Raw genomic sequence first — 21,957 nt, 5'->3', positions numbered from 1 at the left:
TCGTAAGAAGTTCGACACGCATACATCCAGCTTCACTCAATAGGCACGGCAACTCCAGCCTTCCCCGGGCGGGGCCAGTTCGAACCGCCCAGCCGGGGCCAATTCGAGTTGACATAGCCAGCATTTTGCGGTCCAGTGTGGTGCGAGTTCGCGGACCTGGCAGCGGATTGTGCCGGACTACGTGTGTTATCGAGGTCCGGTCGAGCGGCGTTCTGGGTGGGCGGCCTGGACATAGGTCATGGCGGTCTTGGCGCTGATGCCGAACACGTGCATGAGGTGGACCGGGTCGGCGGTATGGGCGGCCTCGTCGAGGATGCGGTCGCGGCGGAGCTGCGACGGGGTGAGCCCGAGCCGCTCGAAGATGGTGTCCATGACTCGGTGGGAGACGGGTGGGAGCGTCGCATCGGCGGCGGTGACCTGGCTGACGAGCAGGTGCGGGTTGGTGGTTCGGCCCCACAGCCGTCGACGTTCGTGCAGCCACGCGCTTGCCAGGGTGTGGGTGAGTTCATCGAGGTAGACGGTGTGGTGGCGGGTGTCTCGCCGAACGAGCAGCCGCCCGGCGGGCAGGTCGAGATCGTCCAGCAGCAGCTGCGCGGTTTCCTGCTTGCCGAGGCCATGGACGGCGATCAGGGCGACGTCAGTCGACGGGGTCGCGTCGCCTCAACGAAAGCGCTGCGGCAATGACCGCGGCGGGGTACCAGTACGTAACGCCGCCGTATTCGACGGATGAGCCTCAACGAAAGCGCCGCGGCAATGACCGCGGCGGGTTGAGCGCCCTGCGGTCGGGCAGGGCGTGCACGATGCCTCAACGAAAGCGCCGCGGCAATGACCGCGGCGGGTGGAACGCAAACGGTATCGGCGCGGTCACCGTCTCCTGGCCTCAACGAAAGCGCCGCGGCAATGACCGCGGCGGGACGCCGCCAGTAGCTGGCCGGGAACGCGTTGAAGTCACCGTCTCCTGGCCTCAACGAAAGCGCCGCGGCAATGACCGCGGCGGGCGACTCACTCAAACACGGCACGGTGATGGTGCGCGCGCCTCAACGAAAGCGCCGCGGCAATGACCGCGGCGGGGCCAACCGGCAACCCAGCGCTGCGTGAACGACGTGAAGCCTCAACGAAAGCGCCGCGGCAATGACCGCGGCGGGTGCCGAGATGTGGCGATCCGTTCAAGGCATGTTCCAGAGCGCCTCAACGAAAGCGCCGCGGCAATGACCGCGGCGGGCGGTCGCCGTCGATCAGCTCACGCAGCCGCTGCAGGCCTCAACGAAAGCGCCGCGGCAATGACCGCGGCGGGGTGCGGCCAGTGGTCTCCGCTGCCGTATCGACAGGGCCTCAACGAAAGCGCCGCGGCAATGACCGCGGCGGGACATAGGACACAGCGCACGCCGTCGCGCTAGTGAACGCCTCAACGAAAGCGCCGCGGCAATGACCGCGGCGGGAGTTAGATGACGGTCACTGTCGAATCAGTTGGTGCGGGCCTCAACGAAAGCGCCGCGGCAATGACCGCGGCGGGACCCGCGAAGGTGTGGCGCGGCATCCCGGTGTGCCGCAGCCTCAACGAAAGCGCCGCGGCAATGACCGCGGCGGGCGCAACGCTCTGGTCGCGCTGGTCGCTGCCGTCGCGCCTCAACGAAAGCGCCGCGGCAATGACCGCGGCGGGACAACATCACGCATCGACCAGGTGGCGGCCTTGCTGCCTCAACGAAAGCGCCGCGGCAATGACCGCGGCGGGTGGAAGACCGCGTCATGGGCACAAAGGCTCGAATCCACGCCTCAACGAAAGCGCCGCGGCAATGACCGCGGCGGGTTCGAACAGTGGCAGGCAGAGCTCGCGGAGTTCCGTCGCCTCAACGAAAGCGCCGCGGCAATGACCGCGGCGGGGGATGTACCCGTGCCCCCGCCATCCCGACCGCCGAGCCTCAACGAAAGCGCCGCGGCAATGACCGCGGCGGGGCCCAGGGTGTCGGAGATGTCATTGCTCAGATACGAGGTGCCTCAACGAAAGCGCCGCGGCAATGACCGCGGCGGGCGAGTGGACGGATGACACCTGGAATCCCGTCACCGGCTGCCTCAACGAAAGCGCCGCGGCAATGACCGCGGCGGGCGGCACCGATGCGCGGCCGTCTGTGGTGACTGTCGGAGAGCCTCAACGAAAGCGCCGCGGCAATGACCGCGGCGGGTTCACACTAGCCGGCATCGGACTCATCGCCGCCGCTGGAAGCCTCAACGAAAGCGCCGCGGCAATGACCGCGGCGGGTAGAACACAGCAGAGCCGAACCCGATCGTGGAGCCGTTGCCTCAACGAAAGCGCCGCGGCAATGACCGCGGCGGGTTACCGCTGAGCAGAAGGCGTACACCGACGGCAACGCGCCTCAACGAAAGCGCCGCGGCAATGACCGCGGCGGGTCACGACCGCCGATGCCGGCAAGCGGTTCACGCCGCCTCAACGAAAGCGCCGCGGCAATGACCGCGGCGGGGTATGCCTTCGGTCGTCATGAGCAAACCCATGGCGAGCCTCAACGAAAGCGCCGCGGCAATGACCGCGGCGGGCTCAACGCCGCCGATGCCAAGCACGCCTAGAAGCGAACGCCTCAACGAAAGCGCCGCGGCAATGACCGCGGCGGGAGCCTGCACCAAAATATCACTTTCATCTGCGGCGTTACCCAGGCTCGGCGAGTGCTGTTCCCAGACGTCACATCCGCGCTGGCGTGGGTGGTCTGAATCCCCCTGGGACCGCATCGACCTGCGGCTATGGCTTGCGAGACGTGGCCAGCAAGTTCTCGGCTACTGGACCGCTCGCCGCGAACAAGGCTGGGGTTGTTTCGCCCACCTGCACGGCTGACTCAGCGACCTACTTAGGAGAGTTCGAGCCCAACTCAACGATGCCAGGACAACAGACGCATCGAGGCCATAACAGAGCTTTGGAGCTAATCGACAGGCCAATGGCGTAACTTTTAGGCATGCCGAACAATCGGTTTGTCCCGCCGGCCTCCACGCTGGAGGTATTGGAGTCGGTGCCGGAGTCGGTGCTGCGCCGGTTGAGCCAGTACTCGGGGCGGCTGGCCACCCAGGCCGTGCACGCGCTCGAAGAGCGTCTGCCGTTCTTCGCCGACCTGGAGGCCTCGCAGCGGGCCAGCGTGCAACTCGTCGTGCAGACCGCGGTGGTCAACTTCGTCGAGTGGATGCGCAACCCGAACAGCGACGTCGGCTACACCGCCCAAGCGTTCGAGGTGGTGCCGCAGGATCTGCGGCGCCGGATCGCGCTGCGCCAGTCGGTGGAGATGGTGCGGGTCACGATGGAGTTCTTCGAAGAAGTGGTGCCGTTGCTGGCCCGCAACGAGCAACAACTGACCGCGCTCACCGCCGGCATCCTGCGCTACAGCCGCGACCTGGCCTTCGCCGCCGCCACCGCCTACGCCGACCAGGCCGAGGCGCGCGGCGCATGGGATACCCGGATGGAGGCCAACATCGTCGACGCGGTCGTGCGCGGCGACACCGGGCCGGAGCTGCAGTCCCAGGCGGCGGCGTTGAACTGGGACGCCACCGCGCCCGCGACCGTCATCGTGGGCACGCCGCACCCCGACCGCCTCGACTTGGTCAGCGACGACATTCACGACGTGGCCCGCCGGCACGGCCGCGCGGCGCTGTCGGACGTGCACGGCACGTGGCTGGTGACGATCGTGTCCGGGCCGTTGACCCTCAATGACCGCTTCCTGACCGAGCTGCTGGACGTCTTCACCGACGCTCCCGTGGTGATCGGGCCGACGGCGCCGACGCTGTCGGCGGCGCACTGGAGCGCCACCGAGGCGATCGCCGGGATGAACGCCGTCGCAGGCTGGACCGGGGCACCGCGGCCGGTGGCGGCGCGTGAACTGTTGCCCGAACGCGCGCTGCTGGGCGACGCCTCGGCGATCGCCGCGCTGGAAACCGAGGTCATGCGGCCACTCGGCGACGCGGGGCCGGCGCTGACCGAAACTCTGGACGCGTATCTGGACTCCGGCGGCGCGATCGAGGCCTGCGCACGCAAACTGTTCGTTCATCCAAACACCGTCCGCTACCGCCTCAAGCGCATCGCCGACTTCACCGGCCGTGATCCCACCACCCCGCGCGACGCCTACGTCCTGCGCGTCGCTGCGACGGTCGGCCGGCTGACGCGGCAGGCACAGCATTCGAGCACGGCAAACATGCCGGCGAGTCAGATCACCAAGCCGCCGGCGGCCCCACCACGGCGGGACCGGGCCGGGTAACAGATTGCGGCCTTGTATCGATGGAGTCGCATCACATGCTCTTTTGTGGAGACTCCACAAAAGAATAAGACGAGGTTCATAATCTCTTACACCGCGCAGATGGGTTTTCACAGTGTTTCCTTAAACACGTGCTCGCGTTGCTTGCTCCCGGACAGGGATCGCAGACCCCCGGCATGCTCACCTCATGGTTGGAGCTGCCCGGGGCGGCTGACCGCATCTCCGCCTGGTCGGAGTCCAGCGGTCTGGACCTCGCGCGGCTCGGCACCACCGCCACGGCCGAGGAGATCACCGATACCGCGGTGACCCAGCCGCTGGTCGTCGCGGCGACGCTACTGGCGTGGGAGGAACTGACCAAGCGCGGCCTGCTGGCCGGGCGCGACTTCATCGCCGCCGGCCACTCCGTCGGTGAGATCGCCGCCTACGCGATCGCAGGCGTGCTCTCCTGCGACGACGCCGTCGCGCTGGCCGCCACCCGCGGCGCGGAGATGGCCAAGGCGTGCGCGCTCGAGCCCACCGGCATGTCGGCGGTGCTCGGCGGTGACGAGGCCGAGGTGCTGAGCCGTCTCGAGGAGCTGGATCTGGTGCCGGCCAACCGCAACGCGGCCGGGCAGATCGTCGCGGCGGGCAGCGTGGCCGCGCTGGCCAAGCTCGCCGAGGATCCGCCCGCCAAGGCGCGGGTCCGCCAGTTGGCCACCGCAGGTGCGTTCCACACGCACTACATGGCGTCGGCCATCGAGGGGTACGCCGCGGCCGCCGACGGAGTGACAACCGCCGAGCCGACCGCGACGCTTTTGTCGAACGCCGACGGCAAGCCCGTGGCGTCGGCCGCCGATGCGATGGCCAAGCTGGTCGCCCAGCTGACCCGCCCGGTGCGTTGGGATCTGTGCACCCAGACCCTGCGCGAATCGAACGTGACCGCGATCGTCGAGTTCCCGCCCGCCGGGACGCTTGCCGGAATCGCCAAGCGCGAACTCAAAGGGGTTCCGACGCATGCCGTCAAGACCCCAGCCGACCTGGACGGGCTAGCAGAGCTCTGACAGACACAACCGCATATTCAACGTAATTCGCAGTAACACAACCAATTAGAAGGAGCCATTGTGGCCGCCACTCAGGAAGAAATCATCGCCGGTCTCGCGGAGATCATCGAAGAGGTCACCGGTATCGAGCCGTCGGAGGTCACGCCGGAGAAGTCGTTCGTCGACGACCTGGACATCGACTCGCTGTCGATGGTTGAGATCGCCGTGCAGACCGAGGACAAGTACGGCGTGAAGATCCCCGACGAGGACCTCGCAGGCCTACGCACCGTCGGTGACGTCGTCACCTACATCCAGAAGCTCGAGGAAGAGAACCCCGAGGCTGCTGCGGCGCTGCGCGAGAAGATCGAAGCGGAGCGTTCGTGACCAAGCCTTCCACTGCTAACGGCGGTTTCCCCAGTGTTGTGGTAACCGCCGTCACGGCGACGACGTCGATCGCGCCGGACATCGAGAGCACGTGGAAGGGCTTGTTGGCAGGCGAGAGCGGCATCCACGTCCTCGAAGACGAGTTCGTCACCAAGTGGGACCTGCCCGTGCGAATCGGTGGCCACCTCAAGGAGGCCGTCGACGACCACATGGGGCGGTTGGATCTGCGGCGCATGTCGTACGTCCAGCGGATGGCCAAACTGCTCGGTGGCCAGGTCTGGGAGGCCGCGGGTACCCCCGAGGTCGACCCCGACCGCTTCACCGTCGTCGTCGGCACCGGTCTTGGCGGCGGCGAGAAGATCGTCGAAACCTACGACCTGATGAACGAGGGCGGTCCCCGCAAGGTGTCGCCACTGGCCGTTCAGATGATCATGCCGAACGGCGCCGCTGCAGTCGTCGGGCTGGAGCTTGGCGCCCGTGCCGGCGTCATGACTCCGGTGTCGGCCTGCTCGTCGGGTTCGGAGGCCATCGCCCAAGCCTGGCGGCAGATCGTCATGGGTGACGCCGACATCGCCGTGTGCGGTGGTGTCGAGGGTGGTATCGAAGCGCTGCCGATCGCGGCGTTCTCGATGATGCGCGCCATGTCGACCCGCAACGACAATCCCGAGGGCGCGTCTCGTCCGTTCGACAAGGACCGCGACGGCTTCGTCTTCGGCGAGGCGGGCGCACTGATGGTCATCGAGACCGAGGAGCACGCAAAGGCGCGCGGCGCACAACCGCTGGCGCGGCTGATGGGCGCAGGCATCACGTCCGACGCGTTCCACATGGTGGCTCCCGCCCCCGACGGTGTGCGCGCCGGTCGCGCGATGACGCGCTCGATGGAGCTCGCGGGCCTGGAGCCCAAGGACATCGATCACATCAACGCGCACGCCACCGCCACCACGATCGGCGACGTCGCCGAGGCCAACGCCATCCGTGTCGCGGGCGTCGATCATGCCGCTGTGTACGCGCCGAAGTCGGCGCTGGGCCACTCCATCGGTGCAGTGGGCGCTCTTGAGTCGGTGTTGACGGTGCTGTCGCTGCGCGACGGCGTCATCCCACCGACGCTGAACTATGAAACACCCGATCCGGAGATCGATTTGGACGTCGTCGCGGGCGAACCTCGATACGGCGACTTCCGTTATGCAATCAACAACTCCTTCGGATTCGGCGGACACAACGTGGCGCTTGCCTTCGGCAAGTACTGACGCGTTGCGGAAAGGAACCATCGCAGCGACATGACAGGGTTAACAACGGGAAGCGGGCTTCCCAACGTCGTCGTCACGGGCATGGCCATGACGACCGCCCTGGCTACCGATGCGACCGGCACATGGCAGAAGCTCCTTGCCGGGCAGAGCGGCATCCGCAAGCTTGAGGATCCGTTCGTCGAGGAGTACGACCTCCCGGTGCGCATCGGCGGGCATCTCCTGGAGAACTTCGAAGACGAGCTGACGCGGGTGGAACTGCGCCGGCTGTCGTATCTGCAGCGGATGTCGACGGTGCTGAGCCGGCGCGTCTGGAAGGATGCCGGCGAACCGGAGGTCGACCCCAGGCGGCTGATGGTGTCCATCGGCACCGGCATGGGGTCGTCCGAGGAGCTCCTCTTCGCCTACGACGGCATGCGACAGAAGGGCCTGCGTGCGGTGTCGCCGTTGGCGGTCCAGATGTACATGCCCAACGCCGCGGCCGCCGCGGTCGGACTCGAGCGCAAGGCCAGGGCCGGGGTCATCACGCCCGTCTCGGCGTGCGCGTCGGGCTCGGAGGCCATCGCGCACGCGTGGCGCAACATCGTCCTCGGCGAGGCCGACATGGCGATCTGCGGCGGCGTCGAGACGAAGATCGAGGCGGTGCCGATCGCCGGCTTCGCCCAGATGCGAATCGTGTTGTCCACCACCAACGATGACCCCGAGGGCGCCTGTAAGCCGTTCGACAAGGACCGCAACGGGTTCGTGTTCGGCGAGGCGGGCGCACTGATGGTCATCGAGACCGAGGAGCACGCCAAGGCCCGCGGCGCCACCATCCACGGACGCGTCATGGGTGCCAGCATCACCTCCGACGGCTACCACATCGTGGCGCCGGACCCCAACGGCGAGCAGGCTGGGTACGCGATGACCCGCGCGATCGAGCTCGCCGGCCTCAAGCCGACCGACATCGACCACGTCAACGCGCATGCCACCGGCACCAGCGTCGGCGACGTGGCAGAGGCCAAGGCCATCAACAACGCGATGGGCGGGCACAAGCCCGCGGTGTACGCACCGAAGTCGGCGCTCGGCCACTCCGTCGGCGCCGTCGGCGCGGTGGAGTCCATCCTGACCGTGTTGGCGTTGCGCGAGGGCGTCATCCCGCCCACGCTCAACTTGAAGAACCAAGACCCGGAGATCGACCTCGACGTCGTCGCCGGCTCGCCGCGACCCGGCAATTACAACTACGCGATCAACAACTCGTTCGGATTCGGTGGGCACAATGTGGCGCTCGCCTTCGGGAAGTACTGACCAAGTACTAGAGCGCCCGAAATCCGGCCCCGACAGGAGGTTTCGATGACCATCACGGCCCCCGAGGCAGTCGGCGAATCATTGGATCCTCGGGATCCGTTGCTGCGCCTGAAGACATTCTTCGACGACGGCTGCAATCTCGAGTTTCTGCATGAGCGCGACCGCTCCGGTGTGCTCGCCGCGGCGGGCACCGTCAACGGAGTGCGCACCATCGCCTTCTGCACCGACGGGACCGTGATGGGCGGCGCGATGGGCGTCGAGGGCTGCGCGCACATCGTGCACGCCTACGACACCGCCATCGAGGAGCAGAGCCCCATCGTGGGCATCTGGCATTCCGGTGGCGCCCGTCTCGCCGAGGGCGTGCGTGCGCTGCACGCGGTCGGCCTGGTGTTCGAGGCGATGATCCGGGCGTCGGGCTACATCCCGCAGATCTCGGTCGTCGTCGGCTTCGCCGCGGGCGGCGCCGCGTACGGGCCCGCGCTGACCGACGTCATCGTGATGGCCCCGGAGAGCCGGGTTTTCGTCACCGGACCCGACATCGTGCGCAGCGTCACCGGCGAGGACGTCGACATGGCCTCGCTGGGCGGGCCCGACACCCACCACAAGAAGTCCGGCGTGTGCCACATCGTCGCCGACGACGAACTCGACGCGTACGCGCGCGGCCGCAAGCTGGTCAGGTTCTTCTGCCAGCAGGGTCATTTCGACCGCAGCAAGGCCGAGGCCGGTGACACCGACCTGCACGCGCTGCTGCCCGAGTCGTCGCGCCGCGCCTACGACGTGCACCCGATCGTCGAGGCGCTGCTTGACGCCGACGAGCCCTTCGAGGAGTTCCAGGCCAAGTGGGCGCCGTCGATGGTGATCGGCCTCGGCAGGCTGTCCGGGCGGACCGTCGGCGTGCTGGCCAACAACCCGCTGCGCCTCGGCGGCTGCCTGAACAGTGAAAGCGCCGAGAAGGCAGCACGTTTCGTGCGGCTGTGCGACGCGTTCGGGATCCCGCTGGTGGTCGTGGTCGACGTGCCCGGTTATCTGCCCGGGGTTGACCAGGAGTGGGGCGGCGTGGTGCGTCGCGGCGCCAAGCTGCTGCACGCGTTCGGCGAGGCGACGGTGCCGCGGGTGACGCTGGTGACCCGCAAGATCTACGGCGGGGCCTACATCGCCATGAACTCTCGTTCGCTGAACGCGACGAAGGTCTTCGCCTGGCCCGACGCCGAGGTCGCCGTGATGGGCGCCAAGGCGGCGGTCGGAATCCTGCACCGCAAAAAGCTTGCTGCCGCGCCCGAGCACGAGCGCGAAGCGCTGCACGAGCAGCTGGCCGCCGAGCACGAGCGAATCGCCGGCGGCGTGGATTCGGCCATCGAGATCGGGGTCGTCGACGAAAAGATCGACCCGGCGCACACCCGCAGCAAGCTCACCCAGGCGCTCGCCGAGGCCCCGGCGCGACGCGGTCGGCACAAAAACATTCCGCTGTAGGTTTACTCACCGCAACCTCGGTAAATCCTCGCTTCCGTAATGTGGTTAGCGGCCCATCCCGTCGGGGGACCAACAAAAGGGCCACGACAATGGAGTGAGGAGCACACATGTTTGGCATCACCATTCGCCGTGGAGTCGCCGGGGTGTTCGCCGCCGGGGCACTGACGGGAGCTGCGGGCGCCCTTGCGGTGCCGAGCGCTTCGGCCGCACCCGATTGTGACGCAGTCGGTTTGAACAGGGCGATCGCCGCGGTGTCCGCGCAGACGGCTGACTACCTGGCCAGCCACCCGAGCGCCAACGAGGCGATCAGCAATGCGGGTGCGCAGGGCGGCGACGCGGAGGCTACTATCCGCAACTACTTCGTTGCGCATCCGACGGAATGGGCGGATCTGCAGCGCATCGCGTCGCCATTGCGAACCCTGCGGGCGCAGTGCGATGTGGACGTGGCGCCGACCGAGATCGCTCGGTTGTACGACGCGATGGCGTCATAGCCCGCTCACACAACAAGCGCGGAACGGCCCGGCTGTGTTTCCGTACGCAGCCGGGCCGCGTCTTGTCCGGGTGAAGCGACGTCCGGTGTGGAACCGACTCAGTGCGAGGTGCGGGCGAGCAGTTCTTCGGCCACCGGCAGCACGGCCCGCCGGTCGCGGTCGACCAAACCGATGCGGGTGCGCCGGTCGACGATGTCGTCGACGGTCAGCGCGCCCTCATGGGTCACCGCGTACTCGAATTCGGCGCGAATGACATCGATGCCGTCGGCAACGGGATCGGTCGGTCGGTCACAGGCCGCTGTCGCGATGACGTTGGGGGCTTCCGCGCCGAACCGTGCCACCAACGACGACGGCATGTCGGTGGGGACGCGCAGGGTCGCAACGGGGTTGGCGGGTGCGCCGACGAGCGGCAGATTACGTGTCCGGCACTGGCCCGCCGACAGGCCACGCAGTTCGACGGCCCTGTCGACGACGTCCTCGGCCATATAGCGGTACTCGGTGAGCTTGCCGCCGATCACGCTGATCACACCGGACGCCGATTCGACGACGGCGTGGTCGCGCGACACGTCGGCGGTGCGGCCGTTGCCGTCCCCGGTGTCGATCAGCGGCCGCAAGCCGGCGTAGGCGCCGATGACGTCCTCACGGCCGAGCTTGGTGTCGAGCGCAGTGTTGACGGTGTCCAGCAGGAAGCCGATTTCCACCGAAGTCGGCTCGGGCACATCGGGTATGGGGCCGGGCGCGTCTTCGTCGGTGAGCCCCAGATACACGCGGCCTAGCTGTTCGGGCATCGCGAACACGAACCGGTTCAGCTCTCCCGGTATCGGAATGGTCAGCGCCGCAACTGGATTGCCGAACGCTTTGGCGTCGAACACCAGATGCGTGCCGCGGCTCGGCCGCAGTTTGATCGCGGTATCGATCTCCCCTGCCCATACCCCGCTGGCGTTGATCACGGCGCGGGCGGTGAGGCCGAAGGACTCCCCCGTCAGCTGGTCGGTCAGTCGCACCGACGTTCCGGTGGCCTGCGACGCCGCCACCCGGGTGAGGATCATCGCGCCGTGCTGTGCGGCGGTCCGCGCGACGGCCGTCACCAGGCGGGCGTCGTCGATGAGTTGCCCGTCGTAGGCCAGCAATCCGCCGTCCAGGCCATGCCGCCGAACAGCGGGCACCATGTCGATGGCCCGGCTCGCCGGGATGCGTCGCGACCGCGGCAGGGTCGACGACCGGGTGCCCGCCAGGCAGCGCAGCGCGTCGCCGGCCAAGAAGCCGGTGCGCACCAGCGCGCGTTCCGCGGTGCCCATCGTGGGCAGCAGCGGAACGAGTTGCGGCATGGCGTGGACGAGGTGAGGGGCGTTGCGGGTCATCAGGATTCCGCGTTCCACGGCGCTGCGCCTGGCGATGCCGATGTTGCCGGTCGCCAGGTAGCGCAGGCCGCCGTGCACGAGCTTGGAGCTCCACCGGCTGGTTCCGAAGGCCAGATCGTGTTTCTCCACCAGCGCCACGGTGAGTCCGCGTGACGCGGCATCGAGTGCGATGCCGGTGCCGGTGATGCCGCCACCGATGACGACGACGTCGACCGTGTGCCCGTCGGCGAGCGCCGCCAGTTCGCGGCTGCGGCGAGATGCGTTGAGCGCGGCCGAGTTCATGGCTTGAGGTATCCGTTCAGTGAGTACGCGAGCTCGACGGCGAGCGCGTCGGCGTCCAGGATCGGCGCGACGAGCTGCGCGGACTGGATTGTCGACTGGGTGATCAGCAGGCACATGGCCGCCATCTGGCGCGGGTCACCCCGCCGCACGCTGCCGTCGCGCTGGGCGTTGCGGATCTCGTCGGCGACCGCGTCGATGAGGATCTGCTGGCTGGTGCCGAGGCGTTCGGCGATGTACACCATGGCGAATTCGGGCTCCGAATGAAACACCGACATGACGACCTCGTCGTGCCGAAGCCGCTGGGCCACCCCGACGATCCGCTCGACGAGGGCTTCGCGCCCGCTGCCGCGCGACGGCACGTCGCTCAGCACGCCGACGATTCGCCGGGTCAGCAGGGCGGCGAGCAGTGCGCGAGTGTCGGGCCAGCGCCGGTAGATGGTCGGTCGGCTGACGCCGGCGCGGCGCGCGATCTCGGCCAACGTCACCCGCTGCACGCCGTAGGCAAGCACGCAGCTGGCCGCCGCGTCGAGGATGCGGTCCCCGATGTCCGGCGAAGTGTCGTTACTGATTGACAACATATGTAATACTGTAACGCATGATGAAGTGGGACGCATGGGGTGACCCGGAAAAGGCCAAACCGCTCTCCGAGGGCATCCGCCGGCTTCTCGAGCAGGCGTTGGGGGTCAGGGAAGCCTCGCTTCCGCAGCTCGAACCCGAACAGGTGAAGCTGCGGCCGTCGGCGTTGTCGGCCGAGGACCGCTCCGCGCTGGCCGCGGTCGTCGGCGCCGAGCACTGCGTCGTGGAGGACCGAGAACGCCTACTTCGTGCGGGCGGCAAGTCCACCCTCGATCTGTTGCGTCGCCGCGACCCTGGAGTGCAGGACGCGCCTGACGCGGTGCTCGTGCCCGGCGACGAGGGTCAGGTCGCCGAAGTCCTGCGCATGTGCACAGAGCGCGGCATCGCCGTCGTGCCGTTCGGTGGCGGCACCAGTGTGGTGGGCGGCCTCGACCCGCTGCGCAACGGTTTCAACGCCGTCGTCTCGCTCGACCTGCGCAGGTTCGCCGAATTGCACTCCCTCGACGAGATCTCGGGCGAGGCCGAACTGGGCGCGGGCCTCACCGGCCCGGAGGCCGAGCGGCTGCTGGGTGAGCGCGGGTTCTCGCTCGGGCATTTTCCGCAGAGCTTTCAATTCGCGACGATCGGCGGCTTCGCCGCCACTCGCTCTTCGGGTCAGGACTCCGCTGGCTACGGCCGTTTCAACGACATGGTCCGCGGCCTGCGGGCGGTGACCCCCGCGGGCGTGCTGGACCTGGGCCGGGCTCCCGAGTCCGCGGCGGGACCGGATCTGCGCCAGTTGGTGATCGGCTCCGAAGGCGTGTTCGGTGTCATCACCCGCGTGCGTGTGCGGGTACACCCGACGCCGGAGACCGCCCGCTACGAGGCGTGGTCGTTCCCGGACTTCGCCACCGGCGCCGATGCGCTGCGCGCGGTCGCCCAAACCGGTACGGGCCCAACGGTTATCCGCCTATCGGATGAGGCGGAGACCGGCGTCAACCTCGCCACCGCCGACAACATCGGCGAGGACAGCATCACCGGCGGCTGCCTGGCGATCACCGTCTTCGAAGGCTCGCAAGCCCATGTGGACAGCAGACATGCCGAAACACGGGCGCTGCTGGAGGCCAAGGGCGGCACATCGCTTGGCGAAGGCCCGGCCCGCGCGTGGGAGCACGGCCGCTTCGAGGCGCCCTACCTGCGCGACTCGCTGCTGTCGGCAGGTGCGCTGTGTGAAACGCTGGAGACGGCGACCAACTGGTCGAACATCGCCGCATTGAAATCCGCCGTCACCGAGGCGTTGACGTCCTCGCTGGCCGAAACCGGCACGCCCGCACTGGTGTTGTGCCACATTTCGCATGTGTATCCCACGGGCGCCTCGCTGTACTTCACCGTCGTCGCCGGGCAGCGCGGCAACCCGATCGAACAGTGGCGCAAGGCCAAAGCCGCCGCGTCCGACGCGATGATGCGCACCCGCGGCACCATCACCCACCATCACGCCGTTGGCGCCGATCACCGGCCGTGGATGCGCGACGAGATCGGCGACCTCGGCATCGCGGTGCTGCGCGCCGTCAAACAGACACTCGACCCCGCCGGAATCATGAACCCCGGCAAGCTGATTCCGTGACTACGGCGGACGCGAGGAGCAAATTGACTACCGCGGACGCGAGGAGCAAATTGACTACCGCGGACGCGAGGAGCAAATGGCCTTCAGCGGTCGCGAGGAGCCTATGACTGTGGGCCGGGTCACGATGCTGACGAACCCGGCGTCGGGGCACGGCAGCGCGCCGCATGCCGCCGAGCGGGCCGTCGCGCAGTTGCATCGCCGCGGGGTCGACGTCGTCGCGATCGCGGGCACCGACGCCGAACACGCGCGACGTCTCGTCGACGGCGCGCTCGAACGCGGCATGGATGCGCTCGTGGTGGTCGGCGGCGACGGCATCATTTCGCTTGCGCTGCAGGTGCTCGCGGGAACCGACACACCGCTGGGCATCATCCCCGCAGGCACCGGCAATGACCACGCCCGCGAATTCCACATTCCGACAAAGGATCCCGAGGCGGCGGCCGACGTCGTCGTCGACGGCGTCGCACAGACCATCGACCTCGGCCGCATCGTGGGCGCCGACGGCACCGAACGGTGGTTCGGCACCGTGATGGCCGCGGGCTTCGACTCGCTGGTGACCGACCGCACCAATCGAATGCGGTGGCCGCACGGGCGGATGCGCTACAACCTGGCGATGCTCGCCGAGCTGTCCAAGCTGCGGCTGCTGCCGTTCCGGTTGTCGTTCGACGGCGAGGAGATCGACACCGATCTCACCCTGGCGGCGTTCGGGAACACCCGCAGCTACGGCGGAGGCATGTTGATCTGCCCGAACGCCGACCCCACCGACGGCATGCTCGACGTCACGATGGTGGCGTCGGCGTCGCGCACCAAGCTAATTCGCTTGTTTCCCACCGTGTTCAAGGGCACGCACGTGAACCTCGACGAAGTGCGCACCGCCCGCGCGCGCACCATCACCGTCGACTCCCCCGGCATCAACGCCTACGCCGACGGCGAGTACGTTTGCCCACTGCCGGTCGAGGTGTCGGCCGTGCCGAACGCGCTGAGGATTCTGCGGCCGGCGGGTTGATCGGCCGAGCGAACGCTCGTAAGCCCGCCGCCGGTGGTCATCGGCACCTCGCAGATTGTTAGCAAAGTCGTTGACGAAATTGTTAACAATTTTGTATGGTGTCTGCGGTCACAGCAGATCGAACCCATGGAGCGAGGTCACATGCCGAAAGTCGCGGTCGTCGGGCTGGGCGAGGCCGGCGCGTCGTACGCGCGAGGACTTCGGGACGCGGGCTTCGACGTCGCGGGCTATGACCCGTTCGTTCAACTCGACGAACCCGGTATCAACCAATCACCCCATCTGTCCGAGGCGCTCGCCGAGGCGGATGTGGTCATCACCCTCGTCGGGGCGAAAGCGACGAAGACCGTAACGGAGGAGATCCTGAAGCATCTCGCGCCCGGGATCTTGCTCGCCGACTTCAACACCGCAAGCCCCGACCTCAAGAGCACTCTCGGCGCCGCCGCGGCCGCTCACGGTGTGTGCTTCGTCGACGTCGCCGTGCTGGCGCCCGTGCCGCGCGCAGGCGTTCGCACGCCGCTCATGGTGAGCGGACCCGACGCTGACGCGTTCGCCGAGATCTTCAGACGTGCAGGGGCGCCGGTCGAATCGATCGCGGGCCAACCTGGAGACGCCGCTGCACGCAAGCTGATCCGCAGCGTGTTCATGAAGGGTCTTGCGGCGGTGGTGCTCGAAAGCGTCGGTGCGGCCGAGAGCATCGGTTGCGGCCAGTGGCTGCGCGATCAGATTGCGGCCGAATTCGCCGGTGATCCATACGCTCTCATCGACCGGCTGATCGAAGGCTCACGCGCTCACGCCGCCCGCCGCGTCCATGAAGTGAGCGACGCGCGCGAATACCTGGAAAGCATCGACCGGCCCTCATGGACCATGCAAGCCGCCCATTCGTGGTTGACCAGCCTGGAGCGCACAAGCGCCTGACGAGAGGAGAAGACGACTCATGAAGGACAGGCGACTACTCGTCGTCGGCGCGCACAGCGCCGACTTCGTCTGGCGCGCCGCCGGTGCGATCGCAAAGCACACCGCGGCGGGCGGCGAGGCCCGGGTGGTCGCGTTGTCCTACGGCGAACGCGGCGAGTCCGGTGAGCTGTGGAAGCAACCCGGTCAAACCGTGGAGAACGTCAAGCGGCATCGGCACGAGGAAGCGACCGAAGCCGCAGAGGCCGTCGGCGCGACCTTCGAATGCTTCGATCTCGGCGACTACCCGCTCGAGGTGGACAGCGCCGCGATCGAGCGACTCGCCGAACTCATGCGTGATTTCGCCCCGCACGTCGTGCTCACCCATCCGGACACAGACCCGTTCAACCCCGACCATCCGGTGGCGAATGTCGCGGTGTCGAAGGCCCGGTTGCTGACTGCGGGCGCGGTGGTCGAAGCCGGTTTCCGGACCGCGCCGCCCAGCGAGTTCCTGGTCTTCGAACCGCACCAGCCCGAACTCTGCGGCTTCACTCCGTCGGTTTTCGTCGACATCACCGACGTCTTCGAGCAGAAGCGCAAGGCGATGGCGGCGATGCGGGCCCAGTCATACCTGCAGCAGTACTACACCGAACGTGCCGAGCATCGCGGCAACCATGCGCGGAAAGTGACTGGCCGCAAGCAGATCCGCCAGGCTGAGGCATTCCAGCGGCTGGTTCCCAATGTTGTGGAGGCGTTGTGAGCGAGTTGACCATCTCCACTGACGCCGTCGCCGAATTGCGCAAGGCCGGCACGGCAACCGTCTACGAGGCCCGCGGGCGCCGCGGCCTCATCGACGTCGACCTCATTCAGTTGATTCCCGGCAGCTGCGCGGCCGGGCCGGCCCGCACGGTGTTGTGTGCACAAGACGACAACCGCGGCGTGCACGAACTGGTCGCGCGGATACAGCCGGGCGAGATCGCCGTCATGACGATGCCGGTGGCCACACCGGTTGCCTTGATCGGTGAGTTGCTCGTGACCCAATTGAAGGAAAGGGGCGCGGCGGCAATCCTTGTCGACGCCGCTGTGCGTGATGTGGACGCGCTGCGCGACCTCGGTGTGCCCGTGTGGACGCGCTGGATCCGCATTCGTGGCGCGACGAAGAACACGCGCGGCGAGGTGGACGCCGGCGTGCAGATCGGCGGCGCCGAGATCCGTTCGGGTGACATCGTCATCCTCGATTCCGACGGCGCCGCCGTGGTGCCCGCCGATGAGGCGGAGCGCGCCGTCGAGCTGGCCCACGCCCGCCAAGCCAAAGAGGCCGCGTCGCTGGCGAAGTATCGCAACGGCGAAATCTCCTACGACCTGTACGGATTCCGCACCGAGGACGAAGGGAACACCTGACATGGACATCCGCGTCGAAGGCCTCACCCTGCACTACGGCGACGCGGTGGCCGTGCGTGACCTTGACCTGACGGTCGGTCACGGCGAATCGTTGGTGCTGCTCGGCGAATCCGGCTGCGGCAAGACCAGCACCATGCGCTGCATCGCCGGGCTCGAGAGGCCTACCGCGGGGCGGATAACCATCGGCGGCAACGTCCTGTTCGACAGCGCACGCGGTATCGACTGCCCACCGCACAAACGCAACATCGGCATGGTGTTTCAGTCGTACGCGATCTGGCCGCACATGACGGTGTTCGAGAATGTGGCGTTTCCGCTGACGATGCAGCGGGTCAACAAGGCCGAGATCAACCAGCGGGTGCACGACACACTGGAATTGGTCGGACTGGAGGGATTCGCCGACCGCGGCGCGAGCCTGCTTTCGGGCGGCCAGATGCAGCGCGTCGCGCTGGCGCGCAGTCTCGTCATGGCGCCGTCGGTCATGCTGCTCGACGAGCCGCTGTCCAACCTCGACGCCCGCCTGCGGCACCGCCTGCGGGGTGACTTGCGCGAACTGCAGGCGCGGCTCGGCCTCACGACGGTCTACGTCACGCACGACCAGGAAGAGGCGCTCGCGCTCGCCGACCGCATCGCCATGATGCAACACGGCCGCATCGTGCAGGTCGGCGCGCCCAACGACATCTACGCCAAGCCGCTCAGCGCCTCCATCGCAGACTTCTTGGGTGTCGGCAACATCCTGCCGGTGGAGCGGATCGATTCCACCGGTGTACGCGTCGCGAAAACCGCGATCGCACTGAAGGTCACGCCGTTCGCAGGCGCCGCTGATCTGAAGGCGTGCATCCGCGCTGAAGACATCGCCGTCGGCGATGACGTCACCGACGAGATGAACGTGCTCGAGGGTCAGCTGTTGACCAAGGAGTTCCTGGGCGCGAGCGCGGCCTATCGGGTCACCCTCTCCGGCGACGCCGAGCTGACGATCCTCGGCAGCAAGCACCGCCAACTCGACGCCAAGATCGGCGACACCGTGCGGGTCGGCATCCCGGTCGACGCTGTACAGGTGTTGCCGCAAGATGCGGCGGCACCTGCCGCCGACGAGGCGGCCTGATGGCAACCCCCACAGTGGAACTCACGCCCGCGCCGCAGGCGGTTCGGCACCGGCCCCGGCCGAACCCCGGGCGGCTCGCCACCGGAACACTGCGGCGGACGGTGCTTCCGCTGGTGCTGTACGCGGTGCTCGCGGTGCTCATCGTGATGCCGATTGCGCTCGTGCTCATTTCGGCGTTCACCGCCACTACCCCGCGCCCGGGAAACATCGACGTCTCGAGTCTCACTTTCGACAACTTCGCTGCGGTGTTCGGCGCGGGCGCGCGCCAAGCCGCTCTCAACTCGCTGTTGATCGGTGTGGGGTCTTCGATATTCGCGCTTGCGATCGGTGGCTTCCTGGCGTTCGTCACGGCCCGCACCGATGTGCGCTGGGCACGGTTTCTGTACTTCGTCGGGCTACTTCCGCTGTTCTTACCGTCCTACGTCGGCGCGCTCGCGTGGTCGCTGCTCGGCGGGCCGAATGCCGGTCTCCTCAATGTCTTGGCTCGCGACCTCGGCCTGCCCGCGATCGTCAACATCTTCAACATCGGCGGCCTGATCTTCGTTCTGGCACTGTATTACGCGCCGTATGCGTTTCTCCTCATGCATTCGGCGTTCAGTTTGATGAACCCCGACCTGGAAGAGGCCGCGCGCACACACGGCGCCCGCCCCGGCGCCGTCCTGCGCAAGATCACCTTCCCGCTGGCCACCCCGGCAATTCTCGGCGCCGCGATCCTCATCTTCGTCCTCACCGTCGAGAACTTCCCCGTCGCGCAGATCGCCGGCGGCGGACAGCTCGACACGCTGCCCACCTACATCTTTCGGTTGATGAATGCCGCTCCGTCGCGCGGCAACGAGGCCGCGGCCGTGGCGATCGCGCTCATCGTCATCGTGCTGCTCGTCACTGCGGTACAGCGCCGGGTCGTCTCCCGGCGGTCGTATACCACCGTTTCGGGCAAGGGCATGAAGCTGCGGAAGTTCGAGCTCGGCTGGTTCCGCACACCGGCGCTGTTGATCGGCATCGTGTACTTCTTCTTGTCGACGGTGCTTCCGCTGCTCGCGCTGGTGTTCATCACGCTGCACGAATCCCCCTACGTGAACACGATTCTCGGCGCCTTCACGGGACGTCGGATGGGCACCGGGGCGCTCGAGGAGGCGCTGTCGAGCGACGTGCTGCTGCGGGCCACCGGCAACTCGGTGATCGTCGCGATCGCGGCTGCCGCCGCAGGAACGCTTCTCGCGTTCGTGGTGTCGTACGTGGTGAACCGGACCACCCTGCCCGGCCGGGAGGGACTCGGGTATCTGAGCATGCTGCCGCTGGCCGTACCCGCGATCGTGCTCGGTCTCGGCCTGCTCTGGACGTGGCTGATGCTGCCGGTACCCGTCTACGGCACCTTGCTGGTGATGGTGATCGCGTTCGTCGCCGCCCAGATGCCTCAGGGATATCAGGGCGCGTCGTCGTCGATCCTGCAGGTCGATCGTGAACTCGAAGACAGCGCGGTGATGCACGGCGCGCACCGCGCCAAGGCGGTGTGGAAGATCACCGCTCCCCTGTTGCGCGTCCCGTTGACCTCGACCTTCCTGTTGCTGCTCATGCTGTCGATGCGTGAGCTGACGGTGCCGCTGTTCCTGTTCACCACCGACACCCGACTGTTGTCGATCGTCATCTTCGACGACTTCGAGAACGGGATCCTGCAGCGCAGCGCAGCGACGAGCTTGGTCTATTGCGTCGTGATCTTCGTACTTACCTATGCGGCAAGACGATTCGGCGCCGAGCCGAGGCCAGCCAGATAGCACAACACTACAAAGGAGTAGGGATCATGTCCGCCAGAATGATGCGTTACGTGGTCGCGGCAGGCGCGGCGTTGGCGCTCACGCTCGCCGGTTGTTCCAGTGACAGCGGAGGGTCCGCCCAGACCAATCCGGAGGGCGACCTGGTCATCGACGGTGAGCTCATCGCCCCCGCCGACGTCTACCAGGCGGCCCAGCAAGAAGGTTCGCTCGTGTTCTACACCGGGGGCAGCGAGCAGTCGGAGCGCGAAGCCGCCGACGCGTTCACCGAGGCGACGGGCATCGACGTCGAGATCGTGCGCCTCGCACCCAACCGGCTCAGCGAACGCATCCTCAGCGAGCAGGCGGCAGGCAAGTTGGGCGCCGACGTCATCCGCATCTCGGGTGAGGATCTGATCGTCTCCATCGCCGACGCAGGGGCGTTCCAGCCGACGAAGATCAGCGATGACATCGCCGGAGTAATCGATCCCGAAGCGACGTTCGAGGACGGCTTGTACTTCAACAGCTACGACCGGATCTACAGCTTCGGTTACAACAACCAGCAAGTCGCGCAGGAGGACGCGCCCAAAAATTGGAAGGACCTGCTGGACAGCAAGTGGTCCGGCAAACTTGGCATCGTGCAAGTGGGTGCAGGTGGCTCGACGACCGCGCTGACGCGCTTCCAGTTCGACGTGCTCGGCGAGGATTACCTCAAGGCGTACGCCGCCAACCGTCCGCGGATCTTCGATTCGTCGGCCTCGCTGACCGACTCGCTGGCGCGGGGCGAGATCTCGGCCGGGCCGGTTCCCGTCGCCACCGCGTACGCCTCCACCCTGGAAGGCGCACCGATCACGATCGCGACCCCCGAAGAGGGCGTTGCAGCGTATCCGTTCTACCTGGGGCAGGCCGCCGGCGCTGAGCATTCCAACGCCGCAGCGGTTTTCATCAACTGGCTGTTGTCCGCCGACGGGCAGAAGCTGGCCGCGTCGATCGGCGACTATCCCGTGCACAAGAACATGCCGAACCCGACGGTGGGCGATATCGAGCTACCCGCCGCCGACTCCGGTTTCCTGCACCGGTCGACCATCGACGAGTCGCTGAAGCACCTGGAGTCCGACGCGGCGACGTGGCGACAGATCTTCGGCTACACGGGTTGACGCGGGCCGCAGGCATGGTGAGAGAAGGGAGCGACGGTGCGGGTCGCTGAGCAGATACGGGAACTGATTCTCAAGGGCGATTTCGTACCCAACCAACGACTCGTCGAGGCGGACCTTGCCGAGCAGTTCGGTGTGTCGCGCGCGGCCGTACGCAACGCGCTGGGAGAACTCGCCGTCGAGGGACTCATCGAGCGCGAGCAGAACCGCGGCGCCCGCGTTCGTGTCATCTCGTTCGACGAGGCCATCGAGATCGCAGAGGTCCGCCGCGCGCTGGAAGGACTGTGCGCAGGCAAGGCGGCCGCCGTCGTCAACGACGACGAGATCGCCGAGCTGAAAGCGATCGGTCAAGCGATGGAACAGATGGTGGCCACCGGCGACCTCGGCGGGTACTCGGCGAAAAACCGTGAGCTGCATACCCGTATCCACCAGATTAGCGGCCAGCGGACCGCGCTGTCTCTGATCGAGCGGCTGCGCGGGCAAAGCGTGCGACAGCAGTTCGCGCTGGCGATGAAGCCGGGTCGGCCGAGCGTGTCCCTCAGCGAGCACCTTGCGATCATCGACGCCATCGCGCGACGCGACCAGGAGGCCGCCGAGCGGGCGATGATCGCGCATCTGGACAGTGTGATCCGAGCGATGCATGAGGTGCACGCCGCGAAGACACGGTCGGCTACGGCGTGAGGGGTCAAGGCATCCC

19 protein-coding genes and 1 CRISPR repeat array are annotated in these 21,957 nt (G+C 67.3%); of the genes, 16 read left to right on the top strand and 3 right to left on the bottom strand.

Annotated features, from left to right (window positions below):
- Window positions 1-186: 186 nt before the first annotated feature.
- Entirely contained in the window at window positions 187-372 is a 186-nt protein-coding gene (locus CQY20_RS34520) for a hypothetical protein (protein ID WP_133119083.1), read from the bottom strand.
- Window positions 373-657: 285 nt separating this feature from the next.
- Window positions 658-2,625: direct repeats of the CRISPR family, unit length 37 nt; unit sequence GCCTCAACGAAAGCGCCGCGGCAATGACCGCGGCGGG.
- Window positions 2,626-2,960: 335 nt separating this feature from the next.
- Here CQY20_RS34520 and CQY20_RS17940 point away from each other — a divergent pair.
- The 7 genes from CQY20_RS17940 to CQY20_RS17910 all read left to right on the top strand — a co-directional run bounded on the left by CQY20_RS17940 (window position 2,961) and on the right by CQY20_RS17910 (window position 10,139).
- Window positions 2,961-4,247 carry a PucR family transcriptional regulator gene (locus CQY20_RS17940; RefSeq protein ID WP_097941429.1) on the top strand — a complete coding sequence of 429 codons (1,287 nt, stop codon included), beginning with the start codon at window positions 2,961-2,963 and terminating at the stop codon, window positions 4,245-4,247.
- Window positions 4,248-4,375: 128 nt separating this feature from the next.
- Window positions 4,376-5,284 (top strand): ACP S-malonyltransferase, encoded by a 909-nt coding sequence (locus tag CQY20_RS17935; protein ID WP_097941428.1) that lies wholly within the window; start codon window positions 4,376-4,378, stop codon window positions 5,282-5,284.
- Window positions 5,285-5,344: 60 nt separating this feature from the next.
- Window positions 5,345-5,647, top strand: a complete 303-nt coding sequence (gene acpM / locus CQY20_RS17930) for a meromycolate extension acyl carrier protein AcpM (RefSeq protein WP_097941427.1) — start codon at window positions 5,345-5,347, stop codon at window positions 5,645-5,647.
- Complete coding sequence (gene kasA / locus CQY20_RS17925; RefSeq protein ID WP_097941426.1) at window positions 5,644-6,894, top strand: 3-oxoacyl-ACP synthase KasA; 1,251 nt, start codon at window positions 5,644-5,646, stop codon at window positions 6,892-6,894. Before acpM ends, kasA begins: the two co-directional genes overlap by 4 nt.
- 30 nt (window positions 6,895-6,924) lie before the next feature.
- Window positions 6,925-8,178: a 3-oxoacyl-ACP synthase KasB gene (gene kasB / locus CQY20_RS17920; RefSeq protein WP_097941425.1), complete on the top strand. Its 1,254-nt coding sequence runs from the start codon at window positions 6,925-6,927 to the stop codon at window positions 8,176-8,178.
- A gap of 45 nt (window positions 8,179-8,223) precedes the next feature.
- On the top strand, window positions 8,224-9,648 hold the full coding sequence (locus CQY20_RS17915) for an acyl-CoA carboxylase subunit beta (protein WP_097941424.1): 1,425 nt from the start codon (window positions 8,224-8,226) through the stop codon (window positions 9,646-9,648).
- A gap of 107 nt (window positions 9,649-9,755) precedes the next feature.
- On the top strand, window positions 9,756-10,139 hold the full coding sequence (locus CQY20_RS17910; RefSeq protein ID WP_097941423.1) for a hemophore-related protein: 384 nt from the start codon (window positions 9,756-9,758) through the stop codon (window positions 10,137-10,139).
- A 98-nt stretch (window positions 10,140-10,237) separates the two neighbouring features.
- Here the strand turns inward: CQY20_RS17910 and CQY20_RS17905 are convergent, their stop codons facing one another.
- Window positions 10,238-11,782 (bottom strand): glycerol-3-phosphate dehydrogenase/oxidase, encoded by a 1,545-nt coding sequence (locus tag CQY20_RS17905; RefSeq protein ID WP_097941422.1) that lies wholly within the window; start codon window positions 11,780-11,782, stop codon window positions 10,238-10,240.
- Window positions 11,779-12,360, bottom strand: a complete 582-nt coding sequence (locus CQY20_RS17900; protein WP_097941421.1) for a TetR/AcrR family transcriptional regulator — start codon at window positions 12,358-12,360, stop codon at window positions 11,779-11,781. Before CQY20_RS17900 ends, CQY20_RS17905 begins: the two co-directional genes overlap by 4 nt.
- A 20-nt stretch (window positions 12,361-12,380) precedes the next feature.
- On the opposite strand from CQY20_RS17900, the gene CQY20_RS17895 reads away from it, so the two are divergent.
- The 9 genes from CQY20_RS17895 to CQY20_RS17855 all read left to right on the top strand — a co-directional run bounded on the left by CQY20_RS17895 (window position 12,381) and on the right by CQY20_RS17855 (window position 21,941).
- Complete coding sequence (locus CQY20_RS17895; RefSeq protein ID WP_097941440.1) at window positions 12,381-13,961, top strand: FAD-binding oxidoreductase; 1,581 nt, start codon at window positions 12,381-12,383, stop codon at window positions 13,959-13,961.
- Between the two features lie 103 nt (window positions 13,962-14,064).
- On the top strand, window positions 14,065-14,964 hold the full coding sequence (locus CQY20_RS17890; protein WP_165789273.1) for a diacylglycerol kinase: 900 nt from the start codon (window positions 14,065-14,067) through the stop codon (window positions 14,962-14,964).
- Window positions 14,965-14,997: 33 nt separating this feature from the next.
- Complete coding sequence (locus tag CQY20_RS17885; protein ID WP_097941420.1) at window positions 14,998-15,879, top strand: NAD(P)-dependent oxidoreductase; 882 nt, start codon at window positions 14,998-15,000, stop codon at window positions 15,877-15,879.
- Between the two features lie 19 nt (window positions 15,880-15,898).
- Entirely contained in the window at window positions 15,899-16,615 is a 717-nt protein-coding gene (locus CQY20_RS17880) for a PIG-L deacetylase family protein (protein ID WP_097941419.1), read from the top strand.
- Window positions 16,612-17,256, top strand: coding sequence for an RraA family protein (locus CQY20_RS17875; protein WP_207767296.1), 645 nt, complete (start codon window positions 16,612-16,614; stop codon window positions 17,254-17,256). The genes CQY20_RS17880 and CQY20_RS17875 overlap by 4 nt, the downstream gene beginning before the upstream one ends.
- A 1-nt stretch (window position 17,257) precedes the next feature.
- Complete coding sequence (locus CQY20_RS17870; protein ID WP_097941418.1) at window positions 17,258-18,358, top strand: ABC transporter ATP-binding protein; 1,101 nt, start codon at window positions 17,258-17,260, stop codon at window positions 18,356-18,358.
- On the top strand, window positions 18,358-20,130 hold the full coding sequence (locus tag CQY20_RS17865; RefSeq protein ID WP_234816296.1) for an ABC transporter permease: 1,773 nt from the start codon (window positions 18,358-18,360) through the stop codon (window positions 20,128-20,130). Before CQY20_RS17870 ends, CQY20_RS17865 begins: the two co-directional genes overlap by 1 nt.
- A gap of 26 nt (window positions 20,131-20,156) precedes the next feature.
- Window positions 20,157-21,263 carry an ABC transporter substrate-binding protein gene (locus CQY20_RS17860; protein ID WP_097941417.1) on the top strand — a complete coding sequence of 369 codons (1,107 nt, stop codon included), beginning with the start codon at window positions 20,157-20,159 and terminating at the stop codon, window positions 21,261-21,263.
- Window positions 21,264-21,299: 36 nt separating this feature from the next.
- Window positions 21,300-21,941 (top strand): GntR family transcriptional regulator, encoded by a 642-nt coding sequence (locus CQY20_RS17855; protein ID WP_097941416.1) that lies wholly within the window; start codon window positions 21,300-21,302, stop codon window positions 21,939-21,941.
- Window positions 21,942-21,957 lie beyond the last annotated feature (16 nt).

Source organism: Mycolicibacterium agri, from assembly GCF_002553505.1.
Classification (GTDB): Bacteria; Actinomycetota; Actinomycetes; order Mycobacteriales; family Mycobacteriaceae; genus Mycobacterium; species Mycobacterium agri.
The sequence above is the reverse complement of the archived record's forward strand: the minus strand, read 5'-3'. Positions and strand labels throughout refer to the sequence as shown.